Origin of the sequence: Flavobacterium granuli (genome assembly GCF_031456055.1) — a bacterium.
In the GTDB taxonomy this organism is placed as follows: domain Bacteria; phylum Bacteroidota; class Bacteroidia; order Flavobacteriales; family Flavobacteriaceae; genus Flavobacterium; species Flavobacterium granuli_A.
In genome coordinates this window covers 766,724-783,386 of sequence record NZ_JAVDTX010000001.1, presented here as the reverse complement: position 1 = coordinate 783,386, position 16,663 = coordinate 766,724, and the positions used below count along the sequence as shown (strand labels likewise).

Here is a 16,663-nt window from a genome sequence, read left to right as displayed (position 1 = left end):
AAAATAAAAAAGAGGCACTTTCGCACCTCTTTTATATATTGATTATTTTCTAATACCCAATACTTTGATAATCTCACGATATCTGTTGATCTCTGTTTTCTTCAAATAGTCTAACAATGATCTTCTTTTACCTACTAATAGTACCAATGAACGCTCTGTGTTGAAATCGTGACGATTTTTTTTCAAATGCTCAGTAAGGTGGCTAATTCTGTAAGTGAATAACGCGATTTGACCTTCTGCAGATCCTGTGTTTTCTGCTTTTCCTCCGTGTTTAGCGAAGATTTCTTCTTTAATCTCTTTAGTTAAATACATTCGAATATTATTTAATGATTTTTATGTATGTCTTACAGCTATTATAAGACGGGTGCAAAGGTAGAAAATAATTATGAATTATAAATTATGAATTATAAATTATTTTGAAGTCTGGTAATAGACTCTTTTAAATTTTAATACAACTTTGCAATCTCCTCATTAACAAATTCCAAGAAGTGCTCGTCTTCTTCTGTAAAAGGATCTATTACATGACTGTCGATGTCTATTTGGCCAATATTTTCTCCATTAACAAAAAGTGGAACCACGATTTCAGATTTTACGGTAAAACTACAGGCTATATAGTTGTCTTGCGCGCTTACATCTGGAACAACAAAATTATTGTTGGAAACTGCGACTTGTCCACAAATTCCTTTTCCAAAAGGAATAACTGTATGGTCGGTTTCGGCACCTACGTATGGGCCCAGATGAAGTGTTTTGGCTTCGTGATTGGCAAAATAAAAGCCGACCCAATTATAGTAGGATATAGAATCGCTCAAAAGTTGGCAAACTGCTAAAAGTTTTTCGTCTCTTGAAAGAGTTGTATTTAATATGATTTCGGTTACTTTGGGCTTTAATTCTTGAAAAGTCATGTTCTATTATTTTTTACAAAAGTATTTAAAGCCAATTTTAAAAATTGTATAAATTTGTTAAAAATTTAATTTTGAAAAAATATTTCGTCCAGTACAAACCTTTTTTGCTTTTTCTCGCTAGTTTTTTTGGCACTTATATATTGCTTACTTTCTTGTATCAGTTCTTTTTGAATGGTTTTGAAAATGGAAAAGTAGATGCAATAACACGAATGGTGGCAATAAATACAGAAGAAGTTATTTCGTGGGTATATCAATCCAGTTATATTGTAGAAAGTGATAATGCTCCATTTTTCACTGTGTTTTTTCAAAATAAAAGTGTTGCCCAGATCGTTGAAGGTTGTAATGGAATCAGTGTAGTTATTTTATTTATTTCTTTTATTGTGGCTTTTTCAGGAAGCCTAAAAAGCACATTGCTTTTTATTTTTGGCGGAAGCCTGATAATTTATATTCTGAATGTTCTTCGTATTGTATTTTTGATAGTTTTGCTTTATTATTTTCCTAGTCAATCACATTTATTGCATGGCGTTCTTTTTCCATTGATAATTTATGGTTTGGTTTTTGTTTTATGGGTGATTTGGGTTAATAAATTCTCGAAATATGCTAAATAAATTGCTTCAAAATAAAACCACAATTTTTGCTGTAACTGTACTTGTGATGCTATTGGCTTTTATCAGGGGTTTTGAAAGACAATTGTTCTATGATCCTTTTCTGTTTTATTTTGAGGGAGATTATATGGAATTGCCTTTGCCAGAGTTTGATAATTTGAAGCTGTTTTTCGGATTGTCTTTGCGTTTTTTTTTGAATACAATACTTTCTTTGGGGATTCTTTATTTTCTTTTTAAGGATAAGGGAATGATTTTATTTGCATCTATTTTGTATTTTTTTTTGTTTGTGATTTTAATCGTCACTCTCTTTTGCATCCTTTATTTTTTTAAAAATCAAGAAAATTTACTACTGTTTTATGTACGTCGTTTTTTGATTCAGCCTTTGTTTTTAATCCTTTTTGTACCAGCGTTTTATTATCAAAATCTAAAGAATTGATTCTTCTTTTTTCTTATCTTTAATGTAGATTTGAAGTAAAAAATTGTCAAATTTAGTAAAGATGAAAATTGTAAAACATTCGAAAGCGATTGTTGATTTTAATCGCTCAAAATTGAAGCAGTCTCTGCTAAGGTCGGGGGCAACTCCCGATATAGTTGACGATGTTTTGCAAATTATTGAAAAAGAAATTTACGAAGGTATCTCTACTAAACATATTTATAAAATGGCTTTTGGACTTCTTAAAAAAGCCTCCAATTCGCACGCTGCCCGATATAATTTAAGGGAAGCAATTCGACTATTGGGGCCTGCCGGCTTTTTTTTCGAAAAATTCATTGCTAGACTTTTTGCATCCGAGCGTTGTGAAACTAAGGTTGGTTTAATTTTGCAAGGCAAATGTGTTTCGCATGAAGTTGACGTTCTAATCAAAAGTGGTAATGTAGTTTCAATGGTTGAATGTAAATTTCATGTAGGTCAAGATGTAGCAACTGATGTGAAAGTACCGATGTATATTTTGTCACGATTCAATGATTTAAAAGAAAAAGAACATGAAATATTTTCTAGAAGAGATACTATTTCTAATTGTTTTATTGTTACCAATAATCGTTTTACTACTGATGCAGTTGATTTTGCCAAATGTTCTGGTCTTAATTTGTTGAGTTGGGATTATCCCGAGACCAATAATTTAAAAACAAAAATAGACAGCCATCAGTTATACCCCATAACTTGCTTGACAACTTTAACTCTTTTGGAAAAAGAAAAATTATTGATTTTGGATGTTATTTTGGCTTTGGAGATTATCAATAATAGAGCTGTTTTGGAGGAAATAGGTTTAAGTCATAATAGAGTAAAGAATGTGATCAAAGAAGCATCAGAGTTGTGTGGTTTTTTTGAAAGAAGCTAAGCGACTAAGTTGCTAAGACGCTAAGATTTTATCAATGTTTTTTTAATCTCAGAATCTCAGCGACTTCTACTATTAATCTAAATTGAATTAAAATGAAAATCACATGCATTGGTGGAGTAGGAACGGTTACAGGATCCAAAACTTTGGTGGAAAGTAACGGTATTCGGATTTTGATAGACTGCGGGCAATTTCAAGGATTAAAGCCTTTACGGGAACTCAATTGGGAGCCTTTACCAATTTTGCCTTCGACTATAGATTTTGTATTGCTAACCCACGGTCATTTGGATCATTGCGGTTGGTTACCAAGGTTGGTCAATCAAGGTTTTGAGGGTAAAATATATTGTACTAGCCCAACAAAAGACGTTGCTAAACTAATACTTTTGGACAGCGCCAAAATTCAAGAAGAAGATGCAAAAATTGCCAATGAAGGAAAGTTCTCGAAACATGAAATTGCAGAACCGCTTTATACAGTAGCACAAGCAGAAAAGGTTTTTCCGCATTTTAGAGTCGTTAATCCCAATGAAATAATTGCTTTAGATGCCGAAATTGAAGCTATTTTTACTAATGCTGGTCATATTCTGGGAGCCTGTACGATAGAACTTCGTCTTGAATATAAAGTCGTTGTCTTTTCAGGAGATATTGGTCGCGATAATGATGTATTAATGTTTCCACCTACTAAGCCCAAAAAAGCAGATTATGTTTTTCTTGAAAGCACTTATGGTAATCGACTTCATCCTGAAAAGGATCCAAAAGAAGAACTTGAATTGTATATCAATAATACGGTTCAAAATGGTGGGACAGTTATAATTCCAAGTTTTGCCGTTGAGCGAGCACAAAGTGTTATGTACTTGCTTTGGCAATTGAAAGAAGAAAAAAGAATTCCAAATATCCCTTATATTATCGATACTCCAATGGGAATTAGCATGCTAGAGCTTTTTTCCAATAACAGAAAGTGGCATCGTTTGCATGAAGAAGAATTTACAGCTATGTGCAAAATGTTTACGATGATTTCAGATTACCAAGAAACTATTGAAGCTATTTATAATAAACAGTCAAAAGTAATTGTAGCAGCAAGCGGTATGGTAACTGGAGGTAGAGTTTTGAGCTATTTGGAGAGATATATTGGGTTGTCTGAAACGACAATAATTTTAATTGGTTACCAAGGAGAAGGCACAAGAGGAAGAAAATTGCTAGAAGGAGCAAAGGATATGAAAATACGAGGAAGATATTATGAAGTAAAAGCCAAAGTAGCAGAAATTGATACTTTGTCGGCACATGGAGATCAAAAGGATTTAATCAATTGGCTTTCAGATTTGGAAGAGGCTCCGAAAAAAGTATTTTTGGTACACGGTGAAAATGAACCAGCTGATGAACTGAGAGTTAAAATTCGAGAAAAACATGGTTTTGAGTGTGTTATCCCTTTGATGGGGCAGGAGTTTGAATTGTAGATTTGGTTTTGACCTGAGTTTGATTAATTTATTTGGCAGCAGAAATATTTGGCATTTTTGTCATCATCTAAAAAAGGAAAAACATAAATAATCGAACTCAGTTTTTTACTCAGAATCTTAGAAACTTAGCTTCTTTTTTAAAAATTAACAAGAATTTGATTTTTGGAACTGTTAATAACCTTATTTTTGTAAAATGAAATTCAAAAAACATATAAGTATTTTTTTAGCGGTTCTACTATTGGTTTCCAATGTAGGTTTGGCTTTTAATGTACATTATTGTGGAAGTAAAATCGCTTCTGTTTCTTTGAGTTTTCCTACGGTATCATCCTTGCAAAAAGCAGAGGATTGTTGCTTAAAAAAAGCTGTCAAAAAAGAAAGTTGCTGTAAAGACAAGAAAATTGTTTTTAAGGAAAAAGCAGATGATAAGATTGTGAAATCTTTTTCTTTTCAATTTGATTATGGTTTTATAGTTCCAGAATACCAGTCAAGTGTTTTTACAGCTGTTCCTAGCTTTAAGAATAATTTGTGTCTTACTTATTATTGTGATGCAAACGCACCACCACTTTTCAAACTGTACAGCCAATATCTCCTTTACGATAAGTTATAATGTTTATTTGGAGTTAAACCCTTTTTCGGGGATTGACATATTTAATCATTATAATTATAATCATGAAAACAAACACAATAATAGTCTTATTGCTCTTGTTTGCTGCTTTTAATTCTTACTCACAAGACACCTTGAAAGAGATAAAAGTGCAATCCAAACGCAAGAGTATACAAAAATCATATACCGTTACCGGCAATACAACATTAATAACCAAAAAAGAATTACTGAAGGCGGCTTGTTGTAATCTTGCCGAAAGTTTTGAAACCAATCCTTCAATAGATGTCAATTTTTCGGATGCATTGACGGGAACCAAACAAATCAAAATGTTGGGTTTGACAAGTCCTTACTTGATGATGACCCAGGAAAATGTTCCTTCAGTTCGTGGCGCTTCCCAGGTTTATGGACTTTCTTTTACGCCGGGTCCTTGGATAGAGAGTATTCAAATTACCAAAGGGGCAGGGAGTGTGGTGAACGGTTTCGAAAGCATATCCGGACAAATCAATACTGAATTGATAAAACCGATGGAGGGAGTTCCATTTTTGTTAAACCTTTATGGTTCTACCGATTCTCGTTTTGAGTTAAACGCCAATATTAATCAAAATCTATCCGATAAATGGGCTACGAGTTTATTGTTGCACGGCAATATGAGAAATTCCAAAATGGATAATAATGACGATGGATTTCTTGATAATCCTTTACAAAATCAATTCAATTTTCTCAATCGTTACCAATATTATAATGCAGAAACGGGTTGGGTTAGTTTCATTAATTTGCAGTACATGAATGATACTAAATTAATGGGGCAAACCAGTTTTGATCCAGATACGGATAGAGGAACAACCAATTCTTGGGGTTCCGAAATCGATACCAAAAAGATAGATATTTCTACAAAAGTAGGCTATGTTTTTAAGGACATGCCATTTCAAAGTTTAGGTTTTCAAAATGCATTTTCCAGCTATGACCAAGATTCTTATTTTGGATTGAATGGCTACAAAATGCAGCAAAACAGTTTTTATTCGAACTTAATTTTTAATTCAATTATCAATAATGAAAAAAATAAGTTTGCTACAGGTTTGAATTTTACCTATGACAGCTATAATGAGTTTTTTAATACTACAGATTATAGCAGAATTGACAATACAGTCGGAGCTTTCTTTGAATATACCTATGATAATCAAGATGATTTTAGTTTGATTCTTGGAGGAAGGGCAGATTATGGAAATCGATTGGGCGTTTTTGTTACTCCAAGAATACATATGAAATACAATCCTTGGGAGAAAGGAGTTTTGAGAGTTTCTGCAGGTAGAGGAAAACGTCCTGCCAATATTTTTGCCGAAAATCAAACCTTGTTTGCCAGTTCCAGAACTTTTGATATTGCAAATGACGGAGGTAAATTATATGGATTGGATCCGGAAATTGCCTGGAATTATGGTGTAAGTTTTATGCAGGGATTCAAGTTGTTTAATCGGAATGGGGATGTTACAGCCGATTTTTATAGAACAAATTTTCAGAATCAAGTAGTGGTGGATATAATGCAAAGTCCACAACAAGTGGTTTTTCATAATTTGGATGGTGTTTCTTTTGCTAATAGCTTTCAATTGGAGTTCAATTATGAATTGGCTAAGCATTTGGAATTGCGTTCAGCATACAAATACTATGACATTAAAACTGATTACTTGTCTGGGAAATACCAAAGGCCGTTGCAAGCAGCTCATCGTTTCTTTGGGAATTTAGGTTATGAAACCCATATTCAGGATAAAGGGCAACAATGGAAATTTGATTTCACGTACAACTGGATTGGGGAACAGCAATTGCCATATACTGCTTCCAATCCTGTAGAATTTCAGCTTCCAGAAAATTCGCCGGCCTATTCTTTGATGAATGCTCAAATTACAAGAACATTTTCATCTACTTTTGAAGTGTATGTAGGTGGGGAGAATATTGGGAATTACACTCAAAACCCAGCAATTGTTGATGCACAGAATCCTTTTGGTCCTTATTTTGATGCAACTATTTTATACGCACCAGTATTTGGACAGATGTATTACGCGGGCTTGAGGTTTAAAATAAAATAATGGTTATATCAAAAAAATAATTTTATCAAATTTTAATAAAAATGAAAACAAATATTCAAGAATTTAGAAAAAATAGCAATATGGTTAAGAATGTATTTTTAGTTTTGCTAATGACATTTTTTGCATTTTCGGCTCAAGGCCAAGAGAAGAAAAATAAAAACGCTAAATATACTACCGAAGTAAATGGTAACTGTGAACAATGTCAGAAACGAATTCAAAAAGCTGCCTATTCAGTGCCAGGTGTAAAATCTGCTTCATGGAGTATTGAAACACATCAATTGAGTTTAATTATTAATGAAGAAAAGTGTTCTTTTATGGATGTTAAGAAAGCTGTTGCAAAAGTAGGTCATGATACCGATTCAGTAAAATCAACCAAAGAAGATTATGACAACCTTCATCATTGTTGTCAGTATGAAAGGTTGTAATAAGAAATTATAGATTATTTTGAGGTGTAAATTTTTTATACTCGTTAATTTGTAACTTACAAAGATTGAAAAAAGCATCAAAATAGAAGTTGAATTTTGATGCTTTTTGTGCTTTTTGAATCGTTAATAAAACTTTAAAATGAAGTAATAAATTGTGGTTAACCTAAATTATCATTACTTTCACGCACTAAATAAAACACCTAAGAATTTATGAATAATTTTGATTGGACGCAATTAATAAATCCCGAATTTTATATAACTTTTACAATTGGTGGCTTTCAAGTTGGTTTGTTTATTGTTTTATTTATTGTTTTTGCAGAAACTGGTCTTTTTGCTGGTTTTTTTCTACCTGGCGACAGTTTACTTTTTCTTGCTGGAATTTACAATCGCGATTTAATTGAGAATGTTCTTTTTATTGAAAGTGATTTTTTAAATCTTCTTATACTTTCTTCGTTAGTGGCCCTTTCGGGTGTTTTAGGAAACATGGTGGGCTATTGGTTTGGAGCCAAAAGTGGGTATTATTTATACAACAGAGAAGATACGTTTTTGTTTAAGAAAAAATATTTACTTCAGTCCAAAGAGTTTTTCGAAAAGCATGGTGGGAAGGCGATTATTTATGCAAGATTCTTGCCAATCGTGAGAACTTTTGCTCCGATAGTGGCTGGAATAGGTTCTATGGACAAAAAGAAATTTATGTTTTATAATATATTGAGTTCTATTTTATGGTCTTTCATATTAATTTTTTCTGGACATTATTTATATGGAATGTTCTTGGGTTTTGGAATTGATTTAAAGCATTATATCGAACATATCATCATTATAATTATTCTAATATCAACAGTTCCTGTATTAATTAAATTGATAAAGAAAAAACCAGAAGAAAAAATATAATTGTATTAGAATCTTCAAATATAGAAAGTCCGAAGTTTATACTTCGGACTTTTTTTATGGTATTATCAAAAGCGATTAATGATGATATAAGTTTAAAACGAAGCTATAAAAAATCCGTCAAGAACGAGTTCAAGACGGATTTTATATTTGAATGGAATGCTGATTTTTACATCATTCCTGGCATACCTCCACCCATGTGGCCACCACCTGCATTTTCTTCTTTAATGTCAATTAATGCGCATTCTGTTGTCAAAATCATTCCCGCAACCGAAGCAGCATTTTCTAATGCGATACGAGTTACTTTTTTAGGGTCAATGATTCCAGCTTTTAGCATGTCAACGTACTCATCAGTTTTGGCATTGTATCCAAAATCTCCAGAACCTTCACTAACTTTAGCAACTACTACAGAACCTTCAAGACCTGCATTTTCTACGATAGTTCTCAAAGGAGCTTCTATAGCACGAGATATAATTTGGATACCTGTTTTCTCATCTGCGTTGTTTGAAACGATAGTACTTAAAGCGTTTTTAGCTCTTAATAAAGCTACACCACCTCCAGCAACAATTCCTTCTTCAACAGCCGCACGAGTAGCGTGAAGTGCATCGTCAACACGGTCTTTTTTCTCTTTCATTTCTACTTCAGAAGCAGCACCAACATAAAGTACAGCAACACCTCCAGCTAATTTAGCCAAACGCTCTTGCAATTTTTCTTTATCATAATCAGAAGTCGTAGTTTCCATTTGACCTTTGATTTGGTTTACACGATTTTTGATCATATCTGCATCTCCAGCACCACTTACAATTGTAGTGTTGTCTTTGTCGATAGTTACTCTTTTTGCAGAACCTAACATCTCTAAAGTAGTGTTTTCTAAAGTGTATCCTCTTTCTTCAGAGATTACAGTTCCACCAGTTAAGATAGCGATATCTTCTAGCATTGCTTTTCTTCTGTCTCCAAAACCAGGTGCTTTTACGGCAGCGATTTTCAAGGCACCACGCAATTTGTTTACCACCAAAGTTGATAAAGCTTCGCCATCAACATCTTCTGCGATAATCAATAATGGTTTTCCAGTTTGTGCAATTGGTTCTAAGATTGGTAATAATTCTTTTAAAGAAGAAACTTTTTTGTCATACAAAAGGATGTATGGACTTTCTAGTTCTGCTTCCATTTTTTCTGGATTGGTTACAAAGTATGGAGAAAGATATCCTCTGTCAAATTGCATTCCTTCAACAACATCTACATATGTATCTGTTCCTTTGGCTTCTTCTACAGTGATTACACCTTCTTTTCCAACTTTTGCGAAAGCATTGGCAATTAATTCTCCAATTACTTCGTCATTGTTAGCAGAAATAGAGGCGATTTGTTTGATTTTTTCAGAATCACTTCCTACTACTTTTGCCTGTTTAGCAAGGTCAGCAACGATTGCTTCAACAGCTTTGTCGATACCGCGTTTCAAATCCATTGGATTTGCTCCAGCTGCAACGTTTTTCAATCCTTCTTTTACGATAGCTTGTGCCAATACAGTAGCAGTTGTAGTTCCGTCTCCAGCTAAATCGTTGGTTTTTGAAGCTACTTCTTTTACCATTTGAGCACCCATATTTTCTAATGGATCTTTCAATTCAATTTCTTTAGCAACAGTAACACCATCTTTAGTTACATTTGGTCCACCAAAAGATTTCCCAATAATTACGTTACGTCCTTTTGGCCCAAGGGTTACTTTAACCGCATTTGCCAATGCATCAACTCCACGTTTTAATCCGTCACGTGCTTCAATATCAAATTTTATATCTTTTGCCATTTTATTTTATTTGTTGATTCGTTTATTTGATTTTAGATGATTGCTAAAATATCGTCCTCACGCATGATTAGATAATCTTTTCCTTCTAATTTTAATTCAGTTCCAGCATATTTTCCATAAAGAACTGTATCTCCTATTTTGACAGTCATAGTATGGTCTTTAGTTCCGTTTCCTACCGCAACTACAGTTCCTTTTTGTGGTTTTTCTTTTGCGGTATCTGGAATAAAAATCCCTGACGCCGTTTTCGTTTCAGCTGCAACTGGTTCGATTAGAACTCTATCTGAAAGTGGTTTAATGTTTAAAGTCATGATTTTTTTGTTTATGTTAATTTTTACTGTTATTGTATTTCAGAAATTATGCCACAGTATGTAAACTGACATTTTTTCTTATAAAAAATGCCAGCTTTGACAGGCTGGCATTTTTGTATATTTATGTAAATAGATTATTTTGCTGGAGTTGCAGGAGCATTTTCAACTGGAGCATTAGTTGTTGGTGCTGCAGTTTCAGTGTTGTCAATGATTTTTGAATCAGCATCACTCAAAGTTCCTGTAAAACTCAATCCTGAAAGTAAGATTAAAGCAATTAATATAGTTGCCAATGTCCAAGTACTTTTGTCTAAGAAATCAGTAGTTTTTTGTACACCACCTAACATTTGAGAACCACTTATTGTAGAAGAAAGACCACCACCTTTAGGGTTTTGAACCATTATTACTACGATCAATAGAAAACATACTATTGTAATTAAAACTAAAAAAATTGAAAACATACTATTTATTATTAATTGTTATTTTGTTGTACTATTTTAATATCCTTTATACGGTCTGCAAAGAAACTACTTTTTTCTGGATATTTCAAAATTAATATTTCATAAGCTTGTATCGCTTTTTGATATTTTTTTTGTTCCAAATAGACTTTAGCCAAGGTTTCTGTCATTAAATAAGAATTATCTTCTTTGTTGAGATCGAGATTTGGAGTGAATACAACTCCAGGTTTTATTGGCGGAATTTTTGGGCTGGTTTCGATGAACTTATCAATTAATTCTGCTTTTTTCTTTTTACTCTCGTCAATGATAGATTCAGGTTCTTTTGCCATACTATTATTTTCTTGTAGATTTTCTCTTATTATGGGTTGTATCCTAGAAATTTGAAGCCATTGATGGAATGAATGCGTCTCTGATTTTGAAAAATCTAGTGGTTTCCCAATTTCCAAATTTTTCTCAGCTTCAATTGTTTCTTCCCCGGTTTTTGTTGGCGTAGCTTCCTTAATGGAATCAAGAATCGATTGTTCTACATTTTTATCGATTTCTAATTTATCAATAAAAAGAGAGTTGTTTTGAGCAGTATTAGTATTAGCTTCTTTTATGGAGGTAAGGATTGAATGTTCCAAAGGAGTTGCTGCAATTGGTGCTATCTCTTCTTTTTCTATAATCTGACTGTCAATTACGGTTATATTAAGGAGTTCCTGTATTTTTCTCTCGTACGTCTTTTTTTGAATAGCTATAAATGATTCCGAAGTGATAAAATCAAATAGAACACTACGATCTGTAGTATGTGCCGCAGCTATTTTTAATGCAAAATTATACTTGTAGCTACTTTGATTGTAAAGTCCCTTCAAACGCAACGCTCGTGCACTTTGAAAAAATGGAAATTCATCCAAAACTTTTTCTAAAGCCACCGTTTGTATCTCGTTGATTTCTTCGGGTTGGTTTAATAAATAATTGTAGCTACTAACGTTCATTTTTTTTGGGTATTCTGTGTTTTTAGAATTTAGCTTCTTATGTTAAAATTTGATTTTATACTGTCAATTGTTTTCTACTAACTGAAAACTGCTGACTGATTACTCTTTTAAAACTACCATTTTGCAAGTGAATCATTAAAAATATCCTGTGTAATTCTTTCGAAAATTTCTTTGATAGCGGCATCTTTCGTTGCTCCTGTTAATTGTTGGGCAGCTGGATAATCGTAGTAAAATTCAAAAGATTTTTCGAAATCGTCTGCTTCTTTATTTTTATTGGTAAATCTAACCATTACCCTAATTTTTAAACGATTTTGTGAAGCTTGCTGATCGGCGGTTGCAGTCATTGGACTGATTCGGTAATCTGTAATTTCTCCTTCATACGTTAAATCCCCTCCATTTTTTACTAATTGTAAATTAGTTTGCCCCTGAATCAAATCTTGTAATGTAAGTGTAAAAGTTCGGTCAATTCCTGGTTCAATTAATTCAGAATTGTTTGGAAAGAAATTTACTTGATACGTTTTGGCATCAATTTTACCAGTTCCTGTAAAGTTATATACCGAACAACTGTTTAGAATGAATGAACTAATTAGTATTAAGAGATAATGTGTTTTTTTCATAATGTGCTTAGCAAATTCCAATTTTGGTTGAAATTTATAATTGTTTTCAAATATATGAATTTTCAAATTTGTTTTTTTTGATTTTCTATAAATCAAATTGTTTTATTTTTCTATATAAAGTACGTTCCGAAATACCTAATTCATCTGCTGCGGCTTTTCGTTTTCCTTTATTTTTTTCTAATGATTTTTTAATCATCTCGATTTCCTTTTGTTCGAGTCTCAAGATTTCTTCCTCTTCAATGGTTTCGGCCAAAAGATAATTATTGTTGTCTTGCTCTTCGTAATCTTCTTCTATATTATTCGAATTTGATAAAAACGAAGTTCTTGGTTCTTCTTCAAAATCAATTTCGCTGTCCTCTTCCTTGGAACCGTATATTTTTTTGATAAGTGATTTATTCGTTTCCTGAACATTGGAACTACCGTTTTGCATTAATTCCAATGTCAGTTTCTTTAAATCATGTAAGTCACTTTTCATATCAAAAAGCACTTTGTACAAAATTTCTCTTTCGGTATTAAAATCGCCGTCGTTTTTTTTGTCTTTTATCACCGATGGCAAATTACTGCCTTCATTTGGCAAATACGTTTGTAAAGTTGCAGCCGTAATATCTCTGTTGGTTTCCAGTACTGAAATCTGTTCAGCAACATTTCGTAATTGACGGATGTTACCACTCCAACGAAATTTTTGCAACAATAAAATAGCAGCATCATCTAGTTTCAGCGGAGGCATTTTGTATTTATTGGCAAAATCGGCAACAAATTTTCTAAACAATAAATGAATGTCTTCTTTTCTTTCTCGAAGTGGAGGCAAGTGAATGTCAACCGTACTTAAACGGTAATACAAATCTTCACGGAATTTTCCTTTTTCAATAGCTTTGAATAAATTGACATTGGTCGCAGCCACGATTCTGACATTCGTTTTTTGAACTTGAGAAGAACCTACTTTTATGAACTCCCCATTTTCCAAAACACGTAACAAACGCACTTGGGTTGTCAAAGGTAATTCGCCCACTTCATCAAGGAAAATAGTACCGCCATTAGCCACTTCAAAATAGCCTTCACGAGTACTGGTTGCACCTGTAAAAGCTCCTTTTTCATGACCAAAAAGTTCACTGTCAATAGTTCCTTCTGGAATTGCACCACAGTTTACTGCAATATATTTACCGTGTTTTCGGTGTGATAATGAATGTATAATCTTTGGGATATTCTCTTTTCCCACACCACTTTCTCCAGCCACCAAAACCGAAATGTCGGTAGGGGCAACCTGAATGGCTTTTTCTATGGCACGATTGAGCTTTGGATCATTTCCAATAATCTCAAAACGTTGTTTTATTGATTGTACTGTATCCATTTTCTTTTAGTTTTTTTAGTTTAAGGTTTCAAGTTGCCGAGCAAACTTTAAATCTAAACTTTCAAACTTTTAGATATCTATTGATATAAAAAAGTTCTACTATTATGGCTTTGTTAGTGTGTCTTTTTGAATAGCTGTTCCTTCAACTTTGTGTTTTGGAAAATAAGTTCTAATGACATAGAATGTTGTTCCAAAAGCAACTAAAAAAGCTATTATTGCGTAAACTATTTTTTGTTTCATTTTAATATTTTTACCGCTGATTACTTGGTTTATTCCCTATCGCACGGGTCGAGGTTTTAAAAAATAAAAATCTCAAATATTTATTTCTAATTCATATTACTCAATCCAACCGCTTCGCCTTTCAAAGTTCCAGAGGTGCAAGAATTAATTTTTACATTTACAAAATCTCCAATTTTATAATTCTCTTTTGGGAAAACCACAGTTATACTTTGTGAATTTCTTCCAGAAAACTCCTCAGTCGATTTTTTTGAAACTTTCTCTACCAATACTTCAACAGTTTTTCCAATAAACTCTTCGGAGCGAAACCAAGCGTGTTTTTGTTGTAAGTCAACAATCTCCTGTAATCTTCGTGCTTTGGTAGTTTCAGGTACATCATCCTCCATTTTTCTTCCAGCCAAAGTTCCTGGACGTTCAGAATAACTGTACATATAACCAAAATTATATTTCACATATTCCATCAAACTCAAAGTGTCTTGGTGGTCTTCCTCTGTTTCTGTTGGAAATCCCGAAATCATATCTTGTGAAATCGCTCCGTCTGGAATAATAGAACGAATTTTGTCAATCAAAGTCATGTATTCTTCTCTCGAGTGTAAACGATTCATTTCTTTCAAAATGCGATTACTACCCGATTGAACCGGCAAGTGAATGTGTTTGCAAATGTTTGGATATTTGGCAATAACGTGCAAAATACTTTCGTGCATATCTTGTGGATTCGAAGTCGAAAAGCGAATACGCATTTTCGGAAAACCAACTGCTACCATTTCTAGTAATTGGTCAAAATCAACCGCTGTCGCTTTTTGCATTTCGCTCGCATCGGCAAAATCCTTTTTCAAACCGCCACCATACCATAAATAACTATCTACGTTCTGACCCAAAAGAGTGATTTCCTTAAATCCTTTGCTCCACAAATCCTGAATTTCGTTCATGATACTTTGTGGTTCACGACTGCGCTCACGACCTCGGGTAAAAGGTACCACGCAAAATGTACACATGTTATCACAACCTCTTGTGATAGAGACCAATGCTGTAATTCCGTTGCTCATCAATCGAACAGGCGAAATATCACCATAGGTTTCTTCTTTGGACAAAATTACATTTATCGCATCGCGACCTTCTTCGACCTCACTCAATAAATTAGGTAAATCTTTATACGCATCAGGACCAACAACAAGGTCGACAATTTTTTCTTCTTCTAAAAATTGACTTTTTAAACGCTCTGCCATACAGCCCAAAACGCCTACTTTCATTTTCGGATTAATGCGTTTTACTGCATTGTATTTTTCCAAACGTTTGCGTATCGTTTGTTCTGCTTTGTCTCGAATTGAACAGGTATTTACTAAAACCAAATCGGCTTCTTCTAAAACTGAGGTTGTATTGTAACCACCATCAGACAATATGGATGCCACAATCTCGCTGTCCGAAAAATTCATCGCACAGCCGTAGCTTTCTATAAAGAGTTTCTTGGTATTCTCCGGTTTATGTTCTAGAACAAGGCTATTTCCTTGTTTGCTTTCTTCAATTATCTTTTCCATATGGCATTTTCAAAGCGCAAAGATAAGTCAAATACAGTGATTATGACAAGATGTCAGCCTAAGAATTAACAAAAAAATAAAGGATTTTAGAAAGCAGAAGGTAGTAGGCAGAATATAAGGAACAGAGTTTGGAAGGGCTGGGCTATTTCTCTTTTTCAGTCTTACTAATTTTGCGTCTTTGGTTAACAATATAAACTGTCCCAAAAAATATAACCGGAATTTTGAAAAATAAAAGGAAAAAAGCAATTTTTGGAACAAAGAAACTCAGAATGATACATACTAGGCCGTTTACCATGTCTAAATTGAACATGATTTGATGGCGTTTCCGTTCTTCATCCGGAAGTTTCTCAGAATCAATAAAATCCGACTGATCAGCTGAGCTCTTCCAAATTGAGTATTGAAAAAAAGATATTGCAAAAATGTTTAAGCTGTATAAAAAAATAGCTGCTGAATCTCCAAAATGGCTGCTTAATACGCTGGTGGAAAATGGTAGGATAATAATAAAAAATAGCCAGCAGATATTGTAACCCATACTGGATCCGTTCATCTTATGAATAAAGGTGTACATTTGGTGATGCCTGCGCCAAAAACTTGCAATGTTGATGAAAGAAAGAAAAAAAGCCAGGTAATTTTTCCAAGGCAACAGTAGATCTTGAATGGTTAGATGATGACTTTCAGGAAGCTCTAGTTTAAGGTTCAACGCTAACAAAGTAATTGCAATAGCTACGATTGCATCGCTGAAAAACAGCACGCGTTCAAAAGGGATTTCACTTTTCTTTAAATCGTCCATAAGTAAATAATTATCGTCAATTCGTTTTATTACTTCAAAATGAATTTGACTGTTTGGTTTGTGTGATTAATACAGTTCGCAAGATATTAATTAAAGTGTTTGAGGACAATGTTTAATGGGTATTTTGTTTTTTGTGTGTTGTGAATGAGGCTTTTAATTTTCAAACAATCATCAAACTTGTCCTTTCGAATGAAACTCGAGCAACAGCAAACAGGCGAAGCAAATCTCAGTAGGCTATTCTGCAAAGCAACACAATATTAAGTTGAGCGGCTTATGAGATTTCTCCTTAAGTTGAGGCTGTAAAAGTTATTTTA

Annotated in this window: 19 protein-coding genes; 8 read left to right on the top strand and 11 right to left on the bottom strand. The window is 33.4% G+C overall.

The annotated features are described in order from the left end of the window. Window positions 1–42 precede the first annotated feature (42 nt). Together rpsO and J2W95_RS03380 are read right to left on the bottom strand one after the other, a co-directional pair. Window positions 43–312 (bottom strand): 30S ribosomal protein S15, encoded by a 270-nt coding sequence (gene rpsO, locus J2W95_RS03385; protein ID WP_100842120.1) that lies wholly within the window; start codon window positions 310–312, stop codon window positions 43–45. A 134-nt stretch (window positions 313–446) separates the two neighbouring features. Then, entirely contained in the window at window positions 447–902 is a 456-nt protein-coding gene (locus J2W95_RS03380) for a GAF domain-containing protein (RefSeq protein WP_310003948.1), read from the bottom strand. A 71-nt stretch (window positions 903–973) separates the two neighbouring features. Between J2W95_RS03380 and xrtF the strand changes: the two genes are divergently transcribed. From xrtF to J2W95_RS03340, 8 genes are all read left to right on the top strand, one after another. Further along, complete coding sequence (gene xrtF / locus J2W95_RS03375) at window positions 974–1,510, top strand: exosortase family protein XrtF (protein WP_310003946.1); 537 nt, start codon at window positions 974–976, stop codon at window positions 1,508–1,510. Further along, entirely contained in the window at window positions 1,500–1,943 is a 444-nt protein-coding gene (locus J2W95_RS03370; protein WP_310003943.1) for an exosortase F system-associated membrane protein, read from the top strand. Before xrtF ends, J2W95_RS03370 begins: the two co-directional genes overlap by 11 nt. Window positions 1,944–2,004: 61 nt before the next feature. Continuing rightward, window positions 2,005–2,844, top strand: coding sequence for an ATP cone domain-containing protein (locus J2W95_RS03365; RefSeq protein ID WP_310003941.1), 840 nt, complete (start codon window positions 2,005–2,007; stop codon window positions 2,842–2,844). 92 nt (window positions 2,845–2,936) lie between these two features. Further along, entirely contained in the window at window positions 2,937–4,292 is a 1,356-nt protein-coding gene (locus tag J2W95_RS03360; protein WP_310003939.1) for an MBL fold metallo-hydrolase RNA specificity domain-containing protein, read from the top strand. Between the two features lie 193 nt (window positions 4,293–4,485). After that, window positions 4,486–4,899, top strand: a complete 414-nt coding sequence (locus J2W95_RS03355) for an HYC_CC_PP family protein (protein WP_310003937.1) — start codon at window positions 4,486–4,488, stop codon at window positions 4,897–4,899. A gap of 62 nt (window positions 4,900–4,961) precedes the next feature. Further along, window positions 4,962–6,974 carry a TonB-dependent receptor plug domain-containing protein gene (locus tag J2W95_RS03350; protein WP_310003935.1) on the top strand — a complete coding sequence of 671 codons (2,013 nt, stop codon included), beginning with the start codon at window positions 4,962–4,964 and terminating at the stop codon, window positions 6,972–6,974. Between the two features lie 80 nt (window positions 6,975–7,054). Next, complete coding sequence (locus J2W95_RS03345) at window positions 7,055–7,399, top strand: heavy-metal-associated domain-containing protein (protein WP_409025114.1); 345 nt, start codon at window positions 7,055–7,057, stop codon at window positions 7,397–7,399. Between the two features lie 210 nt (window positions 7,400–7,609). Then, window positions 7,610–8,290 (top strand): DedA family protein, encoded by a 681-nt coding sequence (locus tag J2W95_RS03340; RefSeq protein WP_310003931.1) that lies wholly within the window; start codon window positions 7,610–7,612, stop codon window positions 8,288–8,290. 166 nt (window positions 8,291–8,456) lie between these two features. Here the strand turns inward: J2W95_RS03340 and groL are convergent, their stop codons facing one another. The 9 genes from groL to J2W95_RS03295 all read right to left on the bottom strand — a co-directional run bounded on the left by groL (window position 8,457) and on the right by J2W95_RS03295 (window position 16,349). After that, window positions 8,457–10,085 carry a chaperonin GroEL gene (groL, locus tag J2W95_RS03335; protein WP_310003929.1) on the bottom strand — a complete coding sequence of 543 codons (1,629 nt, stop codon included), beginning with the start codon at window positions 10,083–10,085 and terminating at the stop codon, window positions 8,457–8,459. Between the two features lie 32 nt (window positions 10,086–10,117). Beyond that, a complete protein-coding gene (locus tag J2W95_RS03330) occupies window positions 10,118–10,393 on the bottom strand; it encodes a co-chaperone GroES (RefSeq protein ID WP_100431955.1) in 276 nt (91 codons plus the stop codon). Between the two features lie 134 nt (window positions 10,394–10,527). Continuing rightward, window positions 10,528–10,851, bottom strand: coding sequence for a preprotein translocase subunit SecG (gene secG, locus J2W95_RS03325; protein ID WP_310003926.1), 324 nt, complete (start codon window positions 10,849–10,851; stop codon window positions 10,528–10,530). 11 nt (window positions 10,852–10,862) lie between these two features. Beyond that, window positions 10,863–11,822 (bottom strand): tetratricopeptide repeat protein, encoded by a 960-nt coding sequence (locus tag J2W95_RS03320; RefSeq protein ID WP_310003924.1) that lies wholly within the window; start codon window positions 11,820–11,822, stop codon window positions 10,863–10,865. A 113-nt stretch (window positions 11,823–11,935) separates the two neighbouring features. Continuing rightward, complete coding sequence (gene lptE, locus J2W95_RS03315) at window positions 11,936–12,439, bottom strand: LptE family protein (RefSeq protein WP_310004266.1); 504 nt, start codon at window positions 12,437–12,439, stop codon at window positions 11,936–11,938. 85 nt (window positions 12,440–12,524) lie between these two features. Continuing rightward, window positions 12,525–13,787: a sigma-54 interaction domain-containing protein gene (locus J2W95_RS03310; protein ID WP_310003922.1), complete on the bottom strand. Its 1,263-nt coding sequence runs from the start codon at window positions 13,785–13,787 to the stop codon at window positions 12,525–12,527. A 102-nt stretch (window positions 13,788–13,889) separates the two neighbouring features. Then, window positions 13,890–14,027 carry a hypothetical protein gene (locus tag J2W95_RS03305; RefSeq protein WP_310003920.1) on the bottom strand — a complete coding sequence of 46 codons (138 nt, stop codon included), beginning with the start codon at window positions 14,025–14,027 and terminating at the stop codon, window positions 13,890–13,892. 86 nt (window positions 14,028–14,113) lie between these two features. Further along, on the bottom strand, window positions 14,114–15,559 hold the full coding sequence (gene miaB / locus J2W95_RS03300) for a tRNA (N6-isopentenyl adenosine(37)-C2)-methylthiotransferase MiaB (RefSeq protein WP_310003919.1): 1,446 nt from the start codon (window positions 15,557–15,559) through the stop codon (window positions 14,114–14,116). A gap of 142 nt (window positions 15,560–15,701) precedes the next feature. Beyond that, window positions 15,702–16,349: a TMEM175 family protein gene (locus J2W95_RS03295; protein ID WP_310003917.1), complete on the bottom strand. Its 648-nt coding sequence runs from the start codon at window positions 16,347–16,349 to the stop codon at window positions 15,702–15,704. Window positions 16,350–16,663 lie beyond the last annotated feature (314 nt).

Excerpts from the sequence above, each read along its gene's own strand:
- rpsO (WP_100842120.1), bottom strand. The coding sequence starts at position 312 with ATGTATTTAACTAAAGAGATTAAAGAAGAAATCTTCGCTAAACACGGA.
- J2W95_RS03380 (WP_310003948.1), bottom strand. The coding sequence starts at position 902 with ATGACTTTTCAAGAATTAAAGCCCAAAGTAACCGAAATCATATTAAAT.
- J2W95_RS03370 (WP_310003943.1), top strand. The coding sequence starts at position 1,500 with ATGCTAAATAAATTGCTTCAAAATAAAACCACAATTTTTGCTGTAACT.
- J2W95_RS03365 (WP_310003941.1), top strand. The coding sequence starts at position 2,005 with ATGAAAATTGTAAAACATTCGAAAGCGATTGTTGATTTTAATCGCTCA.
- J2W95_RS03360 (WP_310003939.1), top strand. The coding sequence starts at position 2,937 with ATGAAAATCACATGCATTGGTGGAGTAGGAACGGTTACAGGATCCAAA.
- J2W95_RS03355 (WP_310003937.1), top strand. The coding sequence starts at position 4,486 with ATGAAATTCAAAAAACATATAAGTATTTTTTTAGCGGTTCTACTATTG.
- J2W95_RS03350 (WP_310003935.1), top strand. The coding sequence starts at position 4,962 with ATGAAAACAAACACAATAATAGTCTTATTGCTCTTGTTTGCTGCTTTT.
- J2W95_RS03345 (WP_409025114.1), top strand. The coding sequence starts at position 7,055 with ATGGTTAAGAATGTATTTTTAGTTTTGCTAATGACATTTTTTGCATTT.
- J2W95_RS03340 (WP_310003931.1), top strand. The coding sequence starts at position 7,610 with ATGAATAATTTTGATTGGACGCAATTAATAAATCCCGAATTTTATATA.
- groL (WP_310003929.1), bottom strand. The coding sequence starts at position 10,085 with ATGGCAAAAGATATAAAATTTGATATTGAAGCACGTGACGGATTAAAA.
- J2W95_RS03330 (WP_100431955.1), bottom strand. The coding sequence starts at position 10,393 with ATGACTTTAAACATTAAACCACTTTCAGATAGAGTTCTAATCGAACCA.
- secG (WP_310003926.1), bottom strand. The coding sequence starts at position 10,851 with ATGTTTTCAATTTTTTTAGTTTTAATTACAATAGTATGTTTTCTATTG.
- J2W95_RS03320 (WP_310003924.1), bottom strand. The coding sequence starts at position 11,822 with ATGAACGTTAGTAGCTACAATTATTTATTAAACCAACCCGAAGAAATC.
- lptE (WP_310004266.1), bottom strand. The coding sequence starts at position 12,439 with ATGAAAAAAACACATTATCTCTTAATACTAATTAGTTCATTCATTCTA.
- J2W95_RS03310 (WP_310003922.1), bottom strand. The coding sequence starts at position 13,787 with ATGGATACAGTACAATCAATAAAACAACGTTTTGAGATTATTGGAAAT.
- J2W95_RS03305 (WP_310003920.1), bottom strand. The coding sequence starts at position 14,027 with ATGAAACAAAAAATAGTTTACGCAATAATAGCTTTTTTAGTTGCTTTT.
- miaB (WP_310003919.1), bottom strand. The coding sequence starts at position 15,559 with ATGGAAAAGATAATTGAAGAAAGCAAACAAGGAAATAGCCTTGTTCTA.
- J2W95_RS03295 (WP_310003917.1), bottom strand. The coding sequence starts at position 16,349 with ATGGACGATTTAAAGAAAAGTGAAATCCCTTTTGAACGCGTGCTGTTT.